Annotated in this window: 15 protein-coding genes and 1 pseudogene; 12 read left to right on the top strand and 4 right to left on the bottom strand. The window is 68.4% G+C overall.

What is annotated here, in order from left to right:
- The 4 genes from AB0O34_RS26210 to AB0O34_RS26195 form a co-directional block, all read left to right on the top strand.
- Positions 1-452, top strand: a 452-nt coding sequence (locus AB0O34_RS26210; RefSeq protein ID WP_363919644.1) for a BMP family ABC transporter substrate-binding protein, incomplete at its 5' end; no start/stop codon positions are given.
- Between the two features lie 191 nt (positions 453-643).
- Positions 644-1,885: an XRE family transcriptional regulator gene (locus AB0O34_RS26205; RefSeq protein ID WP_363919642.1), complete on the top strand. Its 1,242-nt coding sequence runs from the start codon at positions 644-646 to the stop codon at positions 1,883-1,885.
- A gap of 2 nt (positions 1,886-1,887) precedes the next feature.
- Positions 1,888-2,535 carry a hypothetical protein gene (locus tag AB0O34_RS26200; protein ID WP_363919640.1) on the top strand — a complete coding sequence of 216 codons (648 nt, stop codon included), beginning with the start codon at positions 1,888-1,890 and terminating at the stop codon, positions 2,533-2,535.
- Between the two features lie 79 nt (positions 2,536-2,614).
- Complete coding sequence (locus AB0O34_RS26195; protein ID WP_363919638.1) at positions 2,615-3,160, top strand: BMP family ABC transporter substrate-binding protein; 546 nt, start codon at positions 2,615-2,617, stop codon at positions 3,158-3,160.
- A gap of 2 nt (positions 3,161-3,162) precedes the next feature.
- Here the strand turns inward: AB0O34_RS26195 and AB0O34_RS26190 are convergent, their stop codons facing one another.
- Positions 3,163-3,639 carry a hypothetical protein gene (locus AB0O34_RS26190; protein ID WP_363919636.1) on the bottom strand — a complete coding sequence of 159 codons (477 nt, stop codon included), beginning with the start codon at positions 3,637-3,639 and terminating at the stop codon, positions 3,163-3,165.
- A 154-nt stretch (positions 3,640-3,793) separates the two neighbouring features.
- On the opposite strand from AB0O34_RS26190, the gene AB0O34_RS26185 reads away from it, so the two are divergent.
- The 6 genes from AB0O34_RS26185 (at position 3,794) to AB0O34_RS26160 (ending at position 10,249) form a co-directional block, all read left to right on the top strand.
- Complete coding sequence (locus AB0O34_RS26185; protein WP_363919634.1) at positions 3,794-4,474, top strand: class I SAM-dependent methyltransferase; 681 nt, start codon at positions 3,794-3,796, stop codon at positions 4,472-4,474.
- Between the two features lie 228 nt (positions 4,475-4,702).
- Positions 4,703-5,035: a hypothetical protein gene (locus AB0O34_RS26180; RefSeq protein WP_363919632.1), complete on the top strand. Its 333-nt coding sequence runs from the start codon at positions 4,703-4,705 to the stop codon at positions 5,033-5,035.
- A gap of 318 nt (positions 5,036-5,353) precedes the next feature.
- The gene (locus AB0O34_RS26175) at positions 5,354-5,902 is read left to right on the top strand and encodes a hypothetical protein (RefSeq protein WP_363919630.1); all 549 of its coding nucleotides are present in this window, start codon (positions 5,354-5,356) and stop codon (positions 5,900-5,902) included.
- A gap of 28 nt (positions 5,903-5,930) precedes the next feature.
- Entirely contained in the window at positions 5,931-8,789 is a 2,859-nt protein-coding gene (locus AB0O34_RS26170) for a CHAT domain-containing protein (RefSeq protein WP_363919628.1), read from the top strand.
- A 42-nt stretch (positions 8,790-8,831) separates the two neighbouring features.
- The gene (locus AB0O34_RS26165; protein WP_363919626.1) at positions 8,832-9,251 is read left to right on the top strand and encodes a hypothetical protein; all 420 of its coding nucleotides are present in this window, start codon (positions 8,832-8,834) and stop codon (positions 9,249-9,251) included.
- Positions 9,251-10,249: a hypothetical protein gene (locus tag AB0O34_RS26160; RefSeq protein ID WP_363919624.1), complete on the top strand. Its 999-nt coding sequence runs from the start codon at positions 9,251-9,253 to the stop codon at positions 10,247-10,249. The genes AB0O34_RS26165 and AB0O34_RS26160 overlap by 1 nt, the downstream gene beginning before the upstream one ends.
- Before the next feature lie 2 nt (positions 10,250-10,251).
- On the opposite strand, the pseudogene AB0O34_RS26155 reads toward AB0O34_RS26160, so the two are convergent.
- From AB0O34_RS26155 to AB0O34_RS26145, 3 genes and pseudogenes are all read right to left on the bottom strand, one after another.
- A pseudogene (locus AB0O34_RS26155) lies at positions 10,252-10,344 on the bottom strand (HAD family hydrolase); the annotation flags it as partial.
- A gap of 18 nt (positions 10,345-10,362) precedes the next feature.
- Entirely contained in the window at positions 10,363-11,343 is a 981-nt protein-coding gene (locus AB0O34_RS26150) for a threo-3-hydroxy-L-aspartate ammonia-lyase (protein WP_363919622.1), read from the bottom strand.
- A 119-nt stretch (positions 11,344-11,462) separates the two neighbouring features.
- Complete coding sequence (locus tag AB0O34_RS26145; protein WP_363919620.1) at positions 11,463-12,575, bottom strand: glycosyltransferase family 4 protein; 1,113 nt, start codon at positions 12,573-12,575, stop codon at positions 11,463-11,465.
- Between the two features lie 65 nt (positions 12,576-12,640).
- Here AB0O34_RS26145 and AB0O34_RS26140 point away from each other — a divergent pair, with 65 nt between their 5' ends.
- Together AB0O34_RS26140 and AB0O34_RS26135 are read left to right on the top strand one after the other, a co-directional pair.
- Complete coding sequence (locus AB0O34_RS26140) at positions 12,641-16,174, top strand: ADP-ribosylglycohydrolase family protein (protein WP_363919618.1); 3,534 nt, start codon at positions 12,641-12,643, stop codon at positions 16,172-16,174.
- A gap of 53 nt (positions 16,175-16,227) precedes the next feature.
- Positions 16,228-16,986, top strand: coding sequence for an SIR2 family protein (locus tag AB0O34_RS26135; RefSeq protein ID WP_363919616.1), 759 nt, complete (start codon positions 16,228-16,230; stop codon positions 16,984-16,986).
- Positions 16,987-16,994 lie beyond the last annotated feature (8 nt).

The raw sequence follows: 16,994 nt of genomic DNA, 5'->3' as shown, positions 1-16,994 counted from the left end.
ACCCGATCATCGCGATCGGCTTTCCGTACTCCGAAGCGGTCAGGAGCGTCGCGGCGGAGTTCCCGGGCACCAAGTTCGCGATCGTCGACGGGGAGGCGGCCGGAAACAACGTTTCGAACCTCGTCTTCGCCGAGCAGGAAGGCGGGTTCCTCGCCGGTGTGGCGGCCGGCGGGCGGGTCATCGGCGCCGAAGGCGACGAGGCCCGCACCGCGGACGCCACATTGCGTGACGTCGTCCTTACCTCGATCACCAAGCGAGTCGACACGGTGGTCTTCGACTACCTCAAAGACTTCTCCACCGGCTCTGCCAAGTCCGGTCCCATCGTCTACGACATCAAGGACCACGGCTTCGACTACACGACGACCGGCAACCAGATCGACGGCATCACGGCACGTCTGGACGAGATGGAACGAAAGATCGCCGATGGCCAGATCGTCGTCCCCGGTTCGTGATCGGGCACAGCGACCGCCATGGCCGCGCAGCACCTGCACGCACCGCCCTCGGTGAATGTGACGAGCTGGACGCGGGCGGCGGCGGGCTTGTCGGAGGCCTGGCCATGGAACCTGCGAGACCAACTTGCGGATGCGGCACGTAGTGTCTTCTGAATCAGACACGTATCCTTGATTCAGGAGGTGGCCTGCTTATGGATCTACAAGAGATAGGTGCACGGGTAAGGCGGGAACGCGAACGGGCGGGTCTCACACAGCGGCAGCTGGCCGAGCTGACCGACATCTCTCAGCCCACCCTGGCGCGCATCGAGTTGGGTAGCCGGCCGAGGCTCACGATCGCCGAACTGGACCGCCTGGCCACGGGCATCGGTGTTCCGCTACGCGAGTTGACCTCGGGCAGCCCGGTAAGAAGTCGAGTCCGCATCGCGGCGCGAATGGCCGAGGCGCCCGCCGAAGCTCATGAGGCCGCCCTGCGGCGAGCGGTCGACATACTTGTACTGGATGACCGCCTTGATCGACTACTCCAGACCGATCTGACCGCGGCGGGCAGGGCCAGTCGTTCGGTTGCCGATCTGCCGCTTCCCGACCCCGGTAAGTCCTGTGAAGAGCAAGGTCGCGTGCTTGCGCTGACCGTGCGTAGAAGACTCGAACTGGGTGGCGCACCGCTAGCCGACCCTGCCGAACTGGCAGAGCGGCTCACCGGAGCCGACACCGCTGTGGTCGACTTCCCTTCAGGGATTGACGGATTCACTCTGACCGACCCGGTCCGCGACGTCACCCTGATCGTGGTGGGTACGAGGGCGATAACCGAGCGACAGCGTTTCACCTACTGCCATGAATTGGGGCATCTGCTGTTCGGTGATGGCACCGAGACGCACCTCTTGGATGGAAGTCGCACTCCGGCTGAACTCCGCTGTGATGCGTTCGCGCGCCACCTCCTCGCGCCCCAGGACGGAATCAGAGTGTGGCTCGGCGCTGGTGGCCCACAAGGTCAGGGTGCCTTCAACGAGCGCACATGTGCGCTACTGGCTCGCCACTTCGGGGTCAGTCTGATGGTGATCCTCATCCAGTTGGAGCGCATGGGCCTCATCACCGGACAGCAGGTTGAGAGGTTGCGTGGTCCCAGCGGAGCACAACTGGCGTGGCGCTATGGATGGGGTCCCCAATACGACGGTGAGCAGGAGGTCAGCCGAACGATCCGCCCACCGCAACGAGTACTCGAAAGGGCCACTGCCGCCTACCAAGCAGGCAAACTGGGCATTCGGGTGCTGGCCGAACTAGAAGGCCAGGATCCAGCGGCAACCGAATCAGCCCTGACGGCGGCGGGTGTCGTGCCGGAACCCGCACAGATCCGACGGGTGGATATGGATCGCCTTCTCGCTCGGAGTCGCTCCCGCGAACCTCTCCAGCACTCATGGCAAGAGCAGGAGGAGTAGCGGTGCAGGACCAGGAGGAGGAACCTTCCAGCCCTGATGAAATATGTGTGCTCGATGCGGTCGTGTGCGTCCATTTCGTGGGCGCCAATCTGCAGCCAATTTTGATCGACGTGCTGGAGAGTTCGGGCCTGGTGCTGCAGATCCCTGAGGAGGTGTGCGATGAGGTCGCCGGCAAGGATCATAGGTATCCAGGACTACGGCAGCGCTGGGCAAGGCTTCAGGCGAGTGAGCGTATCCAGGTACTGCCCCGCATAGAGGTCGAAACCGCCCACCCGCGAGTGGTTGAGGTGATTGAAGAAATCCGTGGGATCGAGCTCGAACAGGCTGTCCGTATTAATCGAGACCTGGGTGAAGTAATCGTCATAGCACATTGCGTCCGTCTCGCCGAGCAGAGGCGGAACGTGATGGCTCTGATCGACGATCAGGGCGGTCAGGCGCTGGCTGCTCGCTGGGGGATCCCTGTACTCACCATCGAAAACGTACTGACTTTGGCGATTCACAGAGGCCATTTCCCCAATCGAGCCGACTTGCGCAAGACGTACGACAAACTGCGCGAGTACGGTGACGGCATGCTCCCGTTAGAGAAGAGCGGCCTCATCGAGGAATACCAGCAATGGGAAGTGCAGAGGGACGTTTGGGACACCCCGTAGGCCGGAAGGTAGGATCACATCGCAGTGGGAGCTTGGCGACAGAGCGCCCAGGCTTTGACCGGGCTTTGACCGTCTCCAAATGCTCCTGCTGGAGGCGGACCTTGGGGTCTGGCTGGACGAGACGGAAGAGCAAAAGGTACAACGGCTGCGAGGGCTCGCCCAGGGCGGACTCAACCCGATCATCGCGATCGGCTTTCCGTACTCCGAAGCGGTCAGGAGCGTCGCGGCGGAGTTCCCGGGCACCAAGTTCGCGATCGTCGACGGGGAGGCGGCCGGAAACAACGTTTCGAACCTCGTCTTCGCCGAGCAGGAAGGCGGGTTCCTCGCCGGTGTGGCGGCCGGCGGGCGGGTCATGGGCGCCGAAGGCGACGAGGCCCGCACCGCGGACGCCACATTGCGTGACGTCGTCCTGACCTCGATCATCAAGCGAGTCGACACGGTGGTCTTCGACTACCTCAAAGCCTTCTCCACCGGCTCTGCCAAGTCCGGTCCCATCGTTTACGACATCAAGGACCACGGCTTCGACTACACGACGACCGGCAACCAGATCGACGGCATCAAGGCCCGTCTGGACGAGATGGAACAAAAGATCGCCGATGGCCAGATCGTCGTCCCCAGTTCGTGATCTCAGGCCGATACGACTTCTATCCAGTAGCGGCCGGTGCCGTCCCGATGGGCCCCGTGAATGTCGGTGGCAAGGTCGGGGAACGCCCGGTCGAAGTCCTCCAGTGCTCGCAAGTACGTCATCAGGGCTCCGTCGGCGGGCCCGGTCGCTTCCCCGGGCATCAGCATCGGGATCCCGGGCGGCGTGACCACGACCGTGGTGGCGGCGATCCGGCCGGGCAGGTCGGCAAGCGGGACGCGTTCGGTGCGGGATCGGATCATCGCCTGGTAGCAGTCGGCCGGGGTCAGGACGGGCTCGGGAAGGGTGGTGAAGACCTGGTCGAGCAGCTTGCCGACACCGGAGTCGCGCAGCTTCTCGTGCGCTTGCGCGCACAGCCGCCGCAGCGAGTCCATCGACGCACACACCCGGCGGAGCTGCTCAGCGAGCGCCGTATCGGCATCGGACCGCTCCGTGACAGCGGCAAGGACAGTTCGCTCCATGCGGGACTCCATGGTCGGGGGATAGCGCAGCTCTCCCGTCCAGCTTCGCGCGTAGTCACTTGGCGTAGTCGCATGGTTACCAAATCGACGCCGGAGGCGTGGTACGGCGATGGATTCGCCGATTCGGCGGTTGCTGTTGACTAGGGCAATGGACATGACCTCGCCGAGCCAGCAGGGTCTCTGGGACGGCTGGCATGAGCGCGCGCACAGCGCCGACCCCGAGCCGGTACATCGAGATTTCGTGGACGAATTCCTGTCCCAGCTGCCGCCGCCACATGGAGACCGTCCGTTGTTGGAGCTCGGGTGCGGGCAGGGGCACGATGCCCTCTATGTCGCAGACCGCGGTTATGCGGTGCGGGCGCTTGATCTTTCGCCCATAGCCATTGAACAGGCCAACCGTAACCGGGAAGCGCACCGAGACGGGGAGGTGGAGTTCCTGCGGCATGACACTGCGGAGCCGCTTCCCTTCCAGGCGGAGACGTTCGAAGGCATCTACTCCTATCTGGCGCTCCACTATTTCGACGACGTCACCACTCGGGCCGTGTTCGGTGAGCTTCGCCGGGTCATGCGTCCCGGCGGCACGCTCGCGTTCTGTGTGAAGTCCACCAGCGACCTGCTGTTCGGCAAGGGCGACCTGCTAGAACCCGACATGTACTGCCTCAACGGACATGTTCGGCACTTCTTCGATCGCCGCTATGCCGCCGATCTTTTGCGTTCATGGGAGGTGGTTCGTATCAGGGAGAGCCGTGGCCGCTATCGGGATGCAAGACCGAGCGCACTGCTCCAGGTCATCGCCAGGAGGCCACCGGTTGCGGGCGCCGTCGCCACAGATTGAAATGCTGTCGATCCTTCGGTCGGCCGTTCGTTTAAAGGATGAGGATGTCGGACAACCCGGCGGCGACCGTGAGGGAGAGGCGGCATTGGCAAGATCGTTGTGACCGAGCACCTGACGCTCGACGGTGTTATGCAAGCCCCCGGGCACCCCGACGAAGACCTCAGCCTGGGCGCGTGACCGGGGAATGTCGGGGCCGGCCGGGTCGCCACCAGCTCGGCAGATGGCACGGTGCGTGTGTGGGACGCGGGGTCAGGGGCACTGACCAGCATTGAAAATGGGCACACCGATCGTGTGTTCGCCGCGGCATGGTCTCCTGACGGTAGCCGCCTGGCCAGTGGCTCCGGCGACGATACGATTCTGGTCGGGCAACCTGGGAGCGGCAAACCCGCAGTCGCTGTTACCCACGGCGGCGCAGCTGTTGAGGATCTAGCCTGGTCGCCGGACGGCTCGCGGATCGCCTCAGGCGGTCATGACGCGACGATCCGCATCTGGGACGCCCGACGTCCAAGACCACAGACACGATCACCAGGCCAGGCTACGCAGTCGGCAGGTTGCCACTGAATCGCACGGTCACCGTCTCGGCTGAGCGTGAAAGGGTCGCGTGACTCGTGGGGAACGGTGATCGGCGCGGCACCCGGGCGTTGCCGGCCACAAGCGCGGGGATGCTGGAGGACCGTTCGAGGCCGACGCGGCGGCGGTGCGGTGTGAGGGTCGTCCAGGTGGCAGGAAGCACATTTTCTCGGCGAGTGGCCATTTCTGGATAGAACTGGGCAAGTATGGAGTCACGAAGCGATCTGCAGTAAGCGCGTCAATGGTGTGAAAGTGGGCGAGCAGCGCTGAGCGCGGATCCCTGTCGAGGTGCTCAGAGAGGGGATTGGCATGCCAGTCGAAGATTTCCCGGCCAGGTCACCCGGATTTGGAGATTTCTCGGCGCCGGAGCGCCATTTGCACACCTTTTCCATAATGCCCCTGCACAAGGACCGGCAGGGCGGAAACGTGGTGAAAGTCACCGCGTACTTCGATACCGGCGTCCAGCACCGCATGCACCTCACCGACCAGCGGATCGTGCTGGAACCGCTACGGCCAGGCGCGGCCGAGCGGTGGGCCGAACGGGCCATTCTGGTCGGCGCGGGCCTGCTGTTCGGAGCCCCCACGGCCGCACCTCTCATCCACCAGACCGAGAAGGCACGCGCCGAATCCGACCGGCACCTGCGAACGTACGGTCAGGACGTGCTGGCGATTCCGCTCAATCGCATAGCCGGATTGGAAACCTTCCGGCAGGGTTTCGCGCGCATCTGCCGCGTCGACATCACCGGACTTCCCAAGGACACGCTGGTTTTCTGGCTGTCCGGTGGTGTGGCGGCGATGTCCGCGAAGCGGCTGGAAACCTGTGTCGCGCTCATCGACGAGGCCCGTACTCGTCGATGAGCGGACCGCGAACCCCAGGGCCGTGCGCATGGTGCGGCTGAGTATCGACCTTGGCCGCGATTGGCGGGCGAAGCGGTCCGCGCAGCAGGGGCACGACGCGATGGGCCGCTACCACCGTACGGGCCGGATCGGCGACCTCGACCAGGCCATCGAATCCTTCACCCGAGCATGCGACGTCGTTCACCCAGATTCGAGCTCGCACGCCGAGCACACGTTCAACCTGGCCGTCTGCCTCAGCCATCGCTACGAGCGCTCCGCCGACGAGGCGGACCTGCGGCGTGCGCTGAAACTGCTGGACGAGGCAGCCACCGGCGCGGGCACCCGCTGGCACCTCATCGTCTCCTGCCTGGACGCCAAAGGCTCGGCATTGCTCACCCGCTACCAGTCCAGCGGCCACGGAAACGATCTTCAGGACGCGCTGGAGGCCTACGCGCAGGCCACCGAGCTGATCTCCGGCCCGTCGGTCGGGCACCTCGACCGCCTGGCCAACTACGGCAACGCCCTCCACGAGCGCTACCGCAGGTCGGGCGGGGTGACCGACCTGCGCCGCGCCATCGAATCCCAGACCTCCGTGCTCACAATGCTGCGCCCCGATCATCCGCACCGCGCGCTGCACCAGGCCGCTCTGGGACTACTGCGCCACGAGAACTTCGGGCGCACCGGTGACCTTTCCGACCTAGAGGCGGCCATGGACGCCTTCGTCGCCGCCCACCCCATCGACGACTCCCCGGACCGGGCGCAGGTCTACCGCCATCTCGGCCGGGTACTGCTCACCGTGCACCAGTACACCGACCGCCCGGACGACCTGTCGGGCGCCGTCGAGGCGCTACAGCGCGGGTTCCTGCTCGCCCCCGCCGAACGCCCCGCGGATCCGCAGGCACTCGTCGACCTCGGATCCGGGCTCTGCGCGACGTACGAGATCACCGGCGACCGCGAGCAGCTCGCCGCCGCGATCGACCTGCTCCGGCAGGCACACCAAGTGGTCCCCCCGAAAAGTCCGGGACGGTTCGCCGTACTGTCCAACCTCGCCGCCGCCCTGGCGAGCGAGAGCGAGCGGACCGGCGACCGCAGCGGCCTGGACGAAGGCATAGAACTGCAACGGCACGTGGTGGCCGAACTGCCGCCCGACGCGCCGGCCACCGCCGCCATGCTGTGCGCCCTCGGCCGCTTCCTCGCCCTGCGCTCGCTGCTCACCGGTCGGGGCGACGACGCCGAAGAGGCCGCACGCATCCTCTCCGCCGCCTGCGGGCGAGCCGTGGATGACCCGGCCGGGCTGCTGAGCGCCTCGGACGCGCTGGCCCGCCTCCTGGCCGACCAGAGCCGATGGCCGGAGGCCGCGGACTTCTCGGCCCAGGCGCTGCGCGCGTTCCGTGAACTGCTCGTCCGGCAGCGGCTACGCGGGCACAAGGAGATCTGGCTCAGGCGGCTGCACGGCGTCGCCGACCGGGCCGCCGTCGCCGCGGCGGAGTGCGGGCGGCATGCGGCGGCGGTGGAACTGCTCGAACAGGGGCGCGGCATGCTCAGTGCCCATGCGTTCGAACGCAGCCTGATCGACCTGGACCTGCTGCGCACCCTCGGACAGGGTGAACTGGCCGACCGCTGGGAGCGGGCCGCCGCCGAGCTCACCCGCCTGGAGGCCGCCGACGTGCAGGCCAACCGCGACGTCCTGCCCTCCGCTGGGAACGTCGAAGGACTCGTCGAGGCCAGAACCGCCTTCGACGCCTTGGCGGCCGAGATCCACGCCATGTCACAGGCCGGTGCGATCCTCGGAGCGGGGAACCTGGCGGACATCGCCCGAGCGGCGTCCGCCGCGCCGCTGCTCTACGTCGCCATGTCGGACCACCAGGCCTGGGCGTTCCTCGTGCACGCCGACGCCCGTGTCGACGCGGTGTCGCTGCCCGAGGCCACCGGTACGGCCACGCGACAGGTGCTGGCCGCCTACCAGGCGGCGTACGCAGGCCGCGGCTCCGACCCTGCGAGCTGGCGGGACACCGTCGACTCGACCACCGAGTGGCTGTGGTCCGCGGTGTTCGCGCCGGTCCGCGCGCAGCTGACCACCGCCGACGCACTCACGGTCGTCCAGTCGGGGCTGATCGGGGCGCTGCCGTTGCATGCCGCATGGATGCCCGCTTCCGGCACACCCACCAAGCGCAGGTACGCACTCGACGACCTGCTGATCAGCTATGCCCCCAGCGCCAGGGCACTGCTCCATGCGCAGCGGGCCGTCGCCGGGCCGATTCCGCCCGGCCTGCTCCTCGCCTACGACAGCTCGCTGAACGCCGAACTGGAGGTGGCCGCGGCGCGCCGTGCCTTCCCCGACGCCATGGTCCGCCGGGACTGCTCCCGGCGCATCGCCTTGGAGAACCTCGGAAGCCACGGCCACCTGCACTTCGCCTGCCATGGTCGAGCCGACCCCGACCGGCCGCTGGACGGCGGGCTGCTGATGAAGGACCAGGAGTACCTGACGCTTCGCGACGTGCTGACCCGGCGGCTCCGGGTGCGGCTGGCGGTGCTGTCCGGGTGCGAGACGGCGCGGACGGACCTCGCCATGCCGGAGGAGACGGTCAGCCTTCCCGCGCTGTTCCTGCAGGCTGGGGCCGGCGGAGTGATCGGGTCCATGTGGGCGGTGGACGACCCCACCACCGCTCTGCTGATGGCACGTTTCCACCGGCTGCGGCAGTCCGGTGCCCACCACCCTGCCGCCGCGTTTCGTGAAGCGCAGCGCTGGGTCAGGGACGCCACCAACGACGAGAAGACCGCGGAATTCCCGGAAGCCACCCAGGAAGCTCGGGACAGGATCACGGCGGAGGATCTCGACATCTGGGGGAGGGGGCGCAGCACGAAGCACCCGCAGAGCTGGGCCAGCTTCCAATACGTTGGCTGTTGATACGGCTTCGGCCACGCAGCCTCCCCACGAAGGGAGAGAAGGTTGACCGAGAACAGGGAGGAGTTATGGGCGCGGGCCGCTCACGCGGTGCGCCCCTACCTCAACGACCTGCTGAGTACCGAAGACGCCGAGTCCGTCGGCCGTCGACTCGCCTTACTGCTGGTGCGAGGGCACGACCGAGCCGTGGCGGACGACATCAAGGCGTTGTTCGACACCTTCCCCGAGTTGCGCGACTGGGTCGCGGACTTTCTGGAGAGCGGCCCGCCGCCCGACCCGGGCCGTGATCGCGATCGCCAGGAACGTCACCTGCCGTACCTGCCGCCGCCTGGGTACGGCATGGCTCTGCAGCCCCCCAAATATCGATGCCCCAACGACGGCTACGTCTGGTACCAGCGCTCGGCGTCCATCGACCCGCCGCGCTGTCCCTGTGGCGCGGAATTGGAGCGGGCGGACTCCACCTGATGCTGGGCGACCTGTGGAACGGGCTGACCGCAGGGCTCGCCAAGCGCTGGGTACGGACGGTGCTGGCGCCCGCGGTGGTGTTCTGGGGTGTCGGGCTGCTGCTCTGGGCGGTCGATCACGGCTGGGAGGAAGCCTGGCGGCAGGTCGACGCCCAGGTACGGGGCAGGCCTGTCCCGGAACAGGTCGCGCTCGCCGTGGGCGTCCTGCTGGTGGTCGCCGGGTCAGGGACGGCAGTGGAACGACTCACCACGCCGGCCGTTCAACTGCTGGAGGGCTACCACTGGCCGGTCCGCCTGTTCGACTGGCGGTCGAGACGGCACAACAGCCGCGTCGCCGCCATGGAGCGCACCTGGGCCGAACTCGCCGCAGGGCTCTCAGGCCGCGGCGCCGCCGAGCAGAACCGTTTCATCCTGGTGGACCAGCGGCTGCGGAGGTACCCTGACGCGCCCGAACACCGCATGCCCACCGTCCTCGGCAATTCGCTGCGGGCGGCGGAGGCACGGCCCTGGCACAAGTACGGCCTGGATCCCGTCAAGTGCTGGTACGCGTTCTGGTCCGTGCTGCCCGACAACGCGCGCACGGAACTGGCCGCGGCGCGCACCCGGGTCGACCTCGCGGGCACCGTGTGGCTCTGGGCGCTGCTCTTCGCCGGATGGTCGGCCTGGAACTGGTGGGCGCTGCCGCTGAGCCTGGCCGGTATGTCCCTCGCCTACGGCTGGCTCGTCACCTACGCCCGCCAGTACGGCGACCTGGTCGAAGCCACCTTCGACGTGCACCGCTGGGCGCTCTACGCGGCCCTGCACTGGCCGCCGCCGCTCACCCCCGAGACCGAACGCGAGGAGGGCACCCGCCTCACCGCGTACCTGTGGCGCGGCTCCCACGACCCGCACCCACGTTTCGTGGACCACTCACGTGCCGTGTCCGTCGCCCAGGAACCGCCTGCGGAGGCACGGCGCGGCACCCTGTGGGAGAAGCTGGGCCTGCTTCGCCGAAAGTGATCGGTATGCCTGGGCACGCTGATCCGGTCTGCCCAGGCGCCGAACTCCCGGTTGTCGTCCAGCAGCGTCTCACCGACGTCGAAGACCACAGACATGATCACGTCGACAGCCTTCTAGGTCAGGGGCGTGTCCGCGCACAGCTCGGCGAAGCGGCGGGCGTCGATGTTGCCCCCGGAGATGATCAGGCCGATGCGCGGCGGTACGCGTTCCAGCCGCCCGGCCAGCAGTGCGGCCAGCGGGGTGGCGCCGCTGGGCTCGATGACGATCTTCAGCCGTTCGAAGGCCAGCCGCATCGCCTCGCGGATCTCGTCGTCGGAGACCAGGACGATCTCGTCGACCAGCCGCTTGTTGATGGAGAAGGTCAGCTCGCCGGGGATGTCCGCGGCCTGGCCATCGGCGATCGTCCGCGGTACGGGGATGGACACCCGCTCGCCCGCGCTGAGCGACCGCTTGGTGTCGTCGCCCGCCTCGGGCTCCACGCCGATCACCCGCATGGCGGGTCGCAGCCCCTTGGCCGCCGTCGCGCTGCCCGCCATCAGGCCACCGCCGCCGATCGGCACCAGCAGCGCGTCGAGCTCGCCGGCCTCCTCGATCAGCTCCAGCGCGGCGGTGCCCTGCCCGGCGATGACGTGCGGATGCTCGTACGGAGGGATCAGCGCCAGCCCGCGATCGGCGGCCAGGGCCTCGCCGATGGCGACCCGGTCGCCGTTGTAGCGGTCGTAGGTGACGATCTCCGCGCCGTAGCCGGCGGTGGCTTCCATCTTGGACTTCGGGGTGTCCTCGGGCATGAGGATCACCGCGCTGCTGCCCAGCTCGCGGGCGGCGAGGGCGACGGCCTGGGCGTGGTTGCCGGAGGAGTACGCGGCGATGCCCTTGGCCAGCTGCGCGGGCGACAGCCGGGAGATGGCGTTGTAGGCGCCGCGGAACTTGAAGGCGCCGATGCGCTGAAAGTTCTCGCACTTGAGGAAGACCTCCGCGCCGGCGAGGGCATCCAGAGTGCGCGAGCGCAGGACGGGCGTGCGGTGGGCGACGCCCTTGAGCCGTGCGGCGGCTTCGTGGACGTCGTCGAGCGTGACCGGGATTGCGTTCGTCATGCTTGGCGCTCCTTGGGGGGCGGATCCGGTATGCCTACGAGAGGTGGTCGCAGGCGGAGGCTCGCGAGATGCCGAGCCGGGCCTGCCACCAACCCAATCTCACCATGCGCTCCAGACGGCTAACCGGTGACCACCTCGCTGAGGACGGCGTGCACGGCGGTGGCGACCTTGGCGGGGGAGTAGCGGGAACGGGCGGCGGCGCGGTGGCGCGCCACGACCTCGGCCTTCGGGCCCGTGGCCACCAGATCCACAAGGCGTGCCTGGAGGTCGGCGACGTCCTCGTACAGCACCGCCGGGTCGTTGCCGGAGACCTCGGGATAGGAGCCGATCCGGGGAAGGAGGCAGTGGTTGCCGGTGGCCATCGCCTCCAGTGTCGCCACGCCGAGGCTCTCGTGCGTGGCCGTGCTGATCTGGATGTCGCTCTGCCACAGCGCCGCGTAGTAGTCGTCGATCGGCAGGTCCTCGCCGCAGACGACACGGCCGGGAAAGGCCGCGGCCATTTCCCGCAGACGCCCCGCCCAAGGAGACTGCTCGGGAAAGTGCCTGGTCACCAGGAAGCGTGCGGCGGTGCGTTCGAGTATTTCCGCCGCCACGTCGAGGAACACCCCTGGCTGTTTCGCGGTGTTCGGCGCGTGGTTGAACACTATGGTCGTGCCATTTCGCGGGCCCGGCCGACGGGCCGCGTCGATCCTTTCGAGGTCGATGGGCAGGCCGACCGCGCGTATTCTTCTGGTCAGCTCCCCGGCCGCTTTCTCGCTCACCGAAAACACGCTGCCGAGAATCGTCCTGCGCATGTACTCGCTGACCACCAGCACCCGGTCCGCCGCCATCAGGTTGCCCAGGTCGGCCCAGCGCAGTTTCGGATAGTGCTCGAACCGGAAGAGGTCCGTCTCGTCCCAGTGGCTGCCGTGCGTGTATGTGACCAGGGGCAATGATGCGGTGTCGTCGAGCACCCACCGGAGATCCGCGGTGAACGGCCAGAGCGCGTGGAAGGCCAGCACCACGTCGTAGCGGCTCGCGGCCACCGCCGTCTCGACGGCCGCGAGGATCTCCCCGGTCCAGACGGTGAGCCGGCGGGCGTTCGACTGCACCACGTCCACCTGAAGGCCGAGCCCGCGCAGGCCCGCGACGAGCGCGTCGGCACAGGTGACGCTGTATCCCATCGCGCCGCTGACCCCGGTGGGCCCGGCGTCGACTGGATGTAGATAAGTCGCGACAAAGAGGATTTTCAATCGGCACCTCCTATGGGAGATTTCCGTTGTGGGCGTGACGGAACATTAAGCCGATCGGATCCTGTATGTCGATCTTTGATGATCTGAACCAGAATCGACCGGCCGGGGCGCGTCTCTTCGTCGATCGGCACACGCCGTGCCGGGAGTTCGCCGAGCGCCTCAACAACGACCCGGCGCAGCAGGTCGTCCAGGTTTATGTCGGTGTGGGGGGCAATGGTAAGAGCGCACTGCTCCGCACTCTTCAGAGGCGTTGCTCCTACCGCATTCCCCGCGAGCATTGGGAGGAGATCCACGGTTATCCGGATGAATTCTTCGTCGACGCGCTGAGCCGTGCCCCCAGCGCGGAGAAGGTGCCGGTGGCGCTCCTGGATTTCGGCGCGCAACCGTCCGGTGTGAACCGGCCACAGGAACCGCTCAGCGCGTTGTTCATGCTCAAACGGCAGCTGGCGGAGGCCGGTGTCCGGACGCCACGGTTCGACTTCGCGGCGGTCTCGTACCTGCACCGCTCCGGTGCGGACGTCCGGGCGCTGGTCAACGAGCTCTTTCCCCGGTCGGAGCTGTTGTCTGCGGCCAGCGTCGCCGACGCGTTCCTCCAGGTACCGGTCATACAGGTGGGCACGGCCCTGTTCGAGTGGATCAACGGCAGGCTCGACAACCTGGTGGAGCAGCGCAAGCTGCGCCGCCGGGTGCCACCGGAGGTGGTGGCCGAGGTGCTCGCCCTCGCCCCGGAACCCGACCTCATGGAGGCCCTGCCCCGGCTCTTCTGCGAGGATCTGCGCGCGGCCCTGACGGGCCGCCGCCCCCCGCATCGGATCGTCCTGCTCTTCGACACCTATGAGGCGGTGGCGGGGGAGGGCCTCCGGTCGCGGTTCAGCAACGTCGGCGGTCCGCGCTGGATCAGGTCGCTGCTCGGCAACCTGCCGCTCGCCGACGGGGCCATGGCGGTGGTGGCGGGCCGGGCCGCGCCCACCTGGTCGCGGGCGCTCACCGAACCGATCCCCGAGCGGTACGTCAAGATCGACGCGCTGGGGGCGCTGCCCGACCGGTTCGCCCGGGTGTATCTGGAGGAGGCGGGCGTCACGGACCCGGCGCTCCAGGAGGCGCTCGTCTCCTACGCCTCCGACGAGTCCGGCTTGGTCCATCCCCTGCTGCTCGGCCTGTCCACCGATGTGGTGCTCACCGCCGCCGAGCGCGGCCGCAACCTCCAGACCGCCGACTTCCCCTCCGACCCGGAGCTGCGCGACAGGGAGCGTGCGCTGGCCGCCCGGCTGCTGTCACGGATCAACGACGACCTCGAAGAGGCTGTGGCCGCGGTGTCCGCCGCGAGGTCGTTCGACAGCGACCTGTTCTTCCATCTGGGAGCCCAGATGGACTTCCCAGCGACGATGGCGGTGTTCCGGCGGCTGACCGCGTTCTCCTTCGTCACCCCTGTCGCCGGAGAACAGAGGTTCGCCCTCCACCAGCTGCTGCGCCGGGCCATAGCCAACATCGCGCCGGAGCTCGTTCTCCAAGCTCACGAGGTGCTCGCTGCTTACTATGGAGCGGTGCCGCAACCAAACGAGTTCACCCGGCGAATCGAGCACATCTACCACCGCGCCCGGCTCGACCCCGCAGCGGGGGTGGCGCTCTGGCTCGCCGAGATGGATCGTGTGCTGGACCTCAGCCGGTTCGATCTGTGCAGATCCCTGCTGAGCGTGCTCGGCGACCTCGACATGCCCTCCCCCGAGGTCGCGGAGGCCTGCGACTACCAGGTGGCGCGGGCCGAGATCGCCCTCGGCCGCTGGGAGGAGGCCGAGGAGCGGCTAGGCGCACTCCCGGTGGACGCCGCCCGCACCCACCTGCTGAAGGGCGAGCTCGCCTTCGTCCGGGGCGACTTCGAGGCCGCGAAGCGGCATGCCGACGAGGCATTGGCGGCCAGCGAGGACGGGACGGCCCGGCTGCCGTTCCTGATGTTCTCGGCCAACATGATGCTCTTCCTCGGCCGGTTCGACGACGGCAAGCGCCTGTGCCGTGAAGGGCTCGCCATCTTCGGTGCCGACGGGGACGGAAACGCCGCCGTCCTCTGGCACTCGCGCCTGGCCTCCATCGAATTCTTCTCCGGGGAGATCGAGGCGGCCAAGGAGCAGCTGGCGCTGGCGGCGCGGCGGTTGGACGCCATCCCCGAGGCCGACCGTGACCGTCAGGCCGAGGCCGGGCTGCGACACGAGGAGGCCGTCGTCGCCGAAGCGGAGGGCAGGGCCGAGGACGCGCTGCGCGGCCAGGCCGAGGCACTGCGCATCCGCCGTGAGATCGCCGACGTCAGGGGCGTCGCCCACGGCCTCAACGGACTGGCGCTGGCGGCGCTGCAGATGGGCGACGCCGCCGAAGCCGAGGCACGTTTCCTCGAGTCCGCTGTGCTCGCCCGCGACCTGGGGGAACGCCTGCTGTACACCAAGGTGACCCGGGGCCGTGCCGAGGCTGCGACTCTGGCCGGCCGGTTCGACGACGCCGACCGGTTGGCGGCCGAGGCTCTCGCCGGGTTCGAAAGCGCCGACATCCCCTACGACGTCGTCCACGCCTGGATCACCCAGGCCCGGGTGCATCGGGCCCGCGGCGACGAGCGCGCCTGGCTGGAGCTGGTCGACCGGGCCCGGCAGGAGATCGAAAAGGAGGGCTTCGGCAGCCTCTACGCGCGCTGCCCTGAAGTCCGGCCGCCCTCAGCCGAGCGCATCGGGCGGGCGATGACGGCGTTCGCGGCGGGCGACGCGCTCGGCGTCCCCTGGGAGGGCTCGGGCCCGCAATTGATCGACGCCGACCGCATCACCGAGCTCCCGGCGCCAGAGTGGGGCTGGCCGCGCGGCTCGACCTCCGACGACACCGCCCAGATGCTCCTGGTCTGCGAGCTCCTGGCCGACACCGACGGCCGCCCGACCGCCGAAGCGTTCCTTTCCCGGCTCGCCGCCGCGGAGGACGAGATCCGCGGCATCGGCCCGACCACCCGCCGTGCCCTGGATCGGTTCCGGGAGACCGGCGCCCTTCCCGAGCCGACCCCCGGCGAGCGCGCCACCAACGGCGCGGCGATGCGCATGCTCCCCGTCGGCTGGACCACACCTGCCACCGACGACGACCTGCGCCGTCAACTGGTGGAGACGCTGGCGATCGGCACCCACCGTGCCCCCGAGGCGATCGCCGCGGCCTGCTTGGTCGCAGCGATGGCCGCCTGGGCGATCGAGGGTGTAGGACTCGACTCCGTCCTGGCGGCGGCCGAGACCGAGGCCGACTGGGTCGCCGATCACTACGGAGACCCCACCGGGGTCCGCGCCGCCCTCGCCGGCACCTGGACCCCTCCCGCAGAGGGCGTCACCCTCGACGCGCTTGGGACGGTCGCCGCCGTAGTCCACATCCTCAGGACGACACCCGATCTCAGTTCCGCGCTACGCCAGTCCGTCATCCTCGGCGGCGACACCGACACGGTCGCCGCCCTGGTCGGTGGGATCCGCGGTGCGATGGCCCCAGACGAACTCGACAGCCTGGCCTGGCTCCCCGTGGTCGACTTCGACCGACCCACAGACCTGGCCGAACGTCTCCACCGGCTGCGCGTCCGCCGGTACAAGCGGTGATCGAGGAGCCCGGCCGAACGTCTCCACCGGCTGCGCGCCCCCCGGCACAACCGGTGATCGAGGAGATCGCCACCGGCATTCGATCGGCGGCTCGGCCGATCGCGCTGCTCGCCGGGTCGGGGGTGTCCCAGTCTGCGGGAGTGCCGACCGGGCAGGACCTGTTAGAGGACGTGGCCCGGCAGCGGGGTGAGGACCCCGGCCCCGATCCGGTCGCCTGGTATCTCCGGTCGGGCAGAGGCTTTCCCGACTACTTCGGAATGGTCGGGGACGGTACGGACGCCCTACCTGAGGCGATCTTCGATCAGCCTTCGCCCACTCCGGCGCATCTGGCGATCGGGCGCATGGCCGCTGCCGGTCTCGTCGGGCCGATCCTCACGACCAACCTCGATCGACTGCTGGAGCGGGCGCTGCGGGAGCTGGGGGTGACCTTCGAGGTCGCCTACGATCTCGAAGGGCTGGCACGCATCAGCCTGGACAGGGTGGTCCTGCTCAAGCTGCACGGCGACTACCGGGACATCGGCATCCGGCATACCGCCCTTGGGGAGCACATCTACCACGGGGTGATCGACGATCTGCTCGACCGGGTGTTCGCCGAGTTCGACCTGCTGGTCTGCGGCTGGTCGGCGAGCTGGGACGTGCCTTTACGCCGCGCCCTGCGCCGAGCGGAGCGGGGGCGCATCTGGTGGCTCCAATGCGGTCCGCCGTCCGAGGCCGCGCAGCGGATCTTCGAAGTACGACGTCCGATGGTGGCCCCGGTGGACAGCTCGGACGCCGGGCTGACCGCACTCAGCGCGCTCCTCCTCGACATCTAGTGCGCTTC

Origin of the sequence: Sphaerisporangium sp. NPDC088356 (assembly GCF_040685555.1) — a bacterium.
Lineage (GTDB): Bacteria > Actinomycetota > Actinomycetes > Streptosporangiales > Streptosporangiaceae > Sphaerisporangium.
Note: the sequence above shows the minus strand (reverse complement) of the source record. Positions and strands in the feature narration are given on the sequence as shown.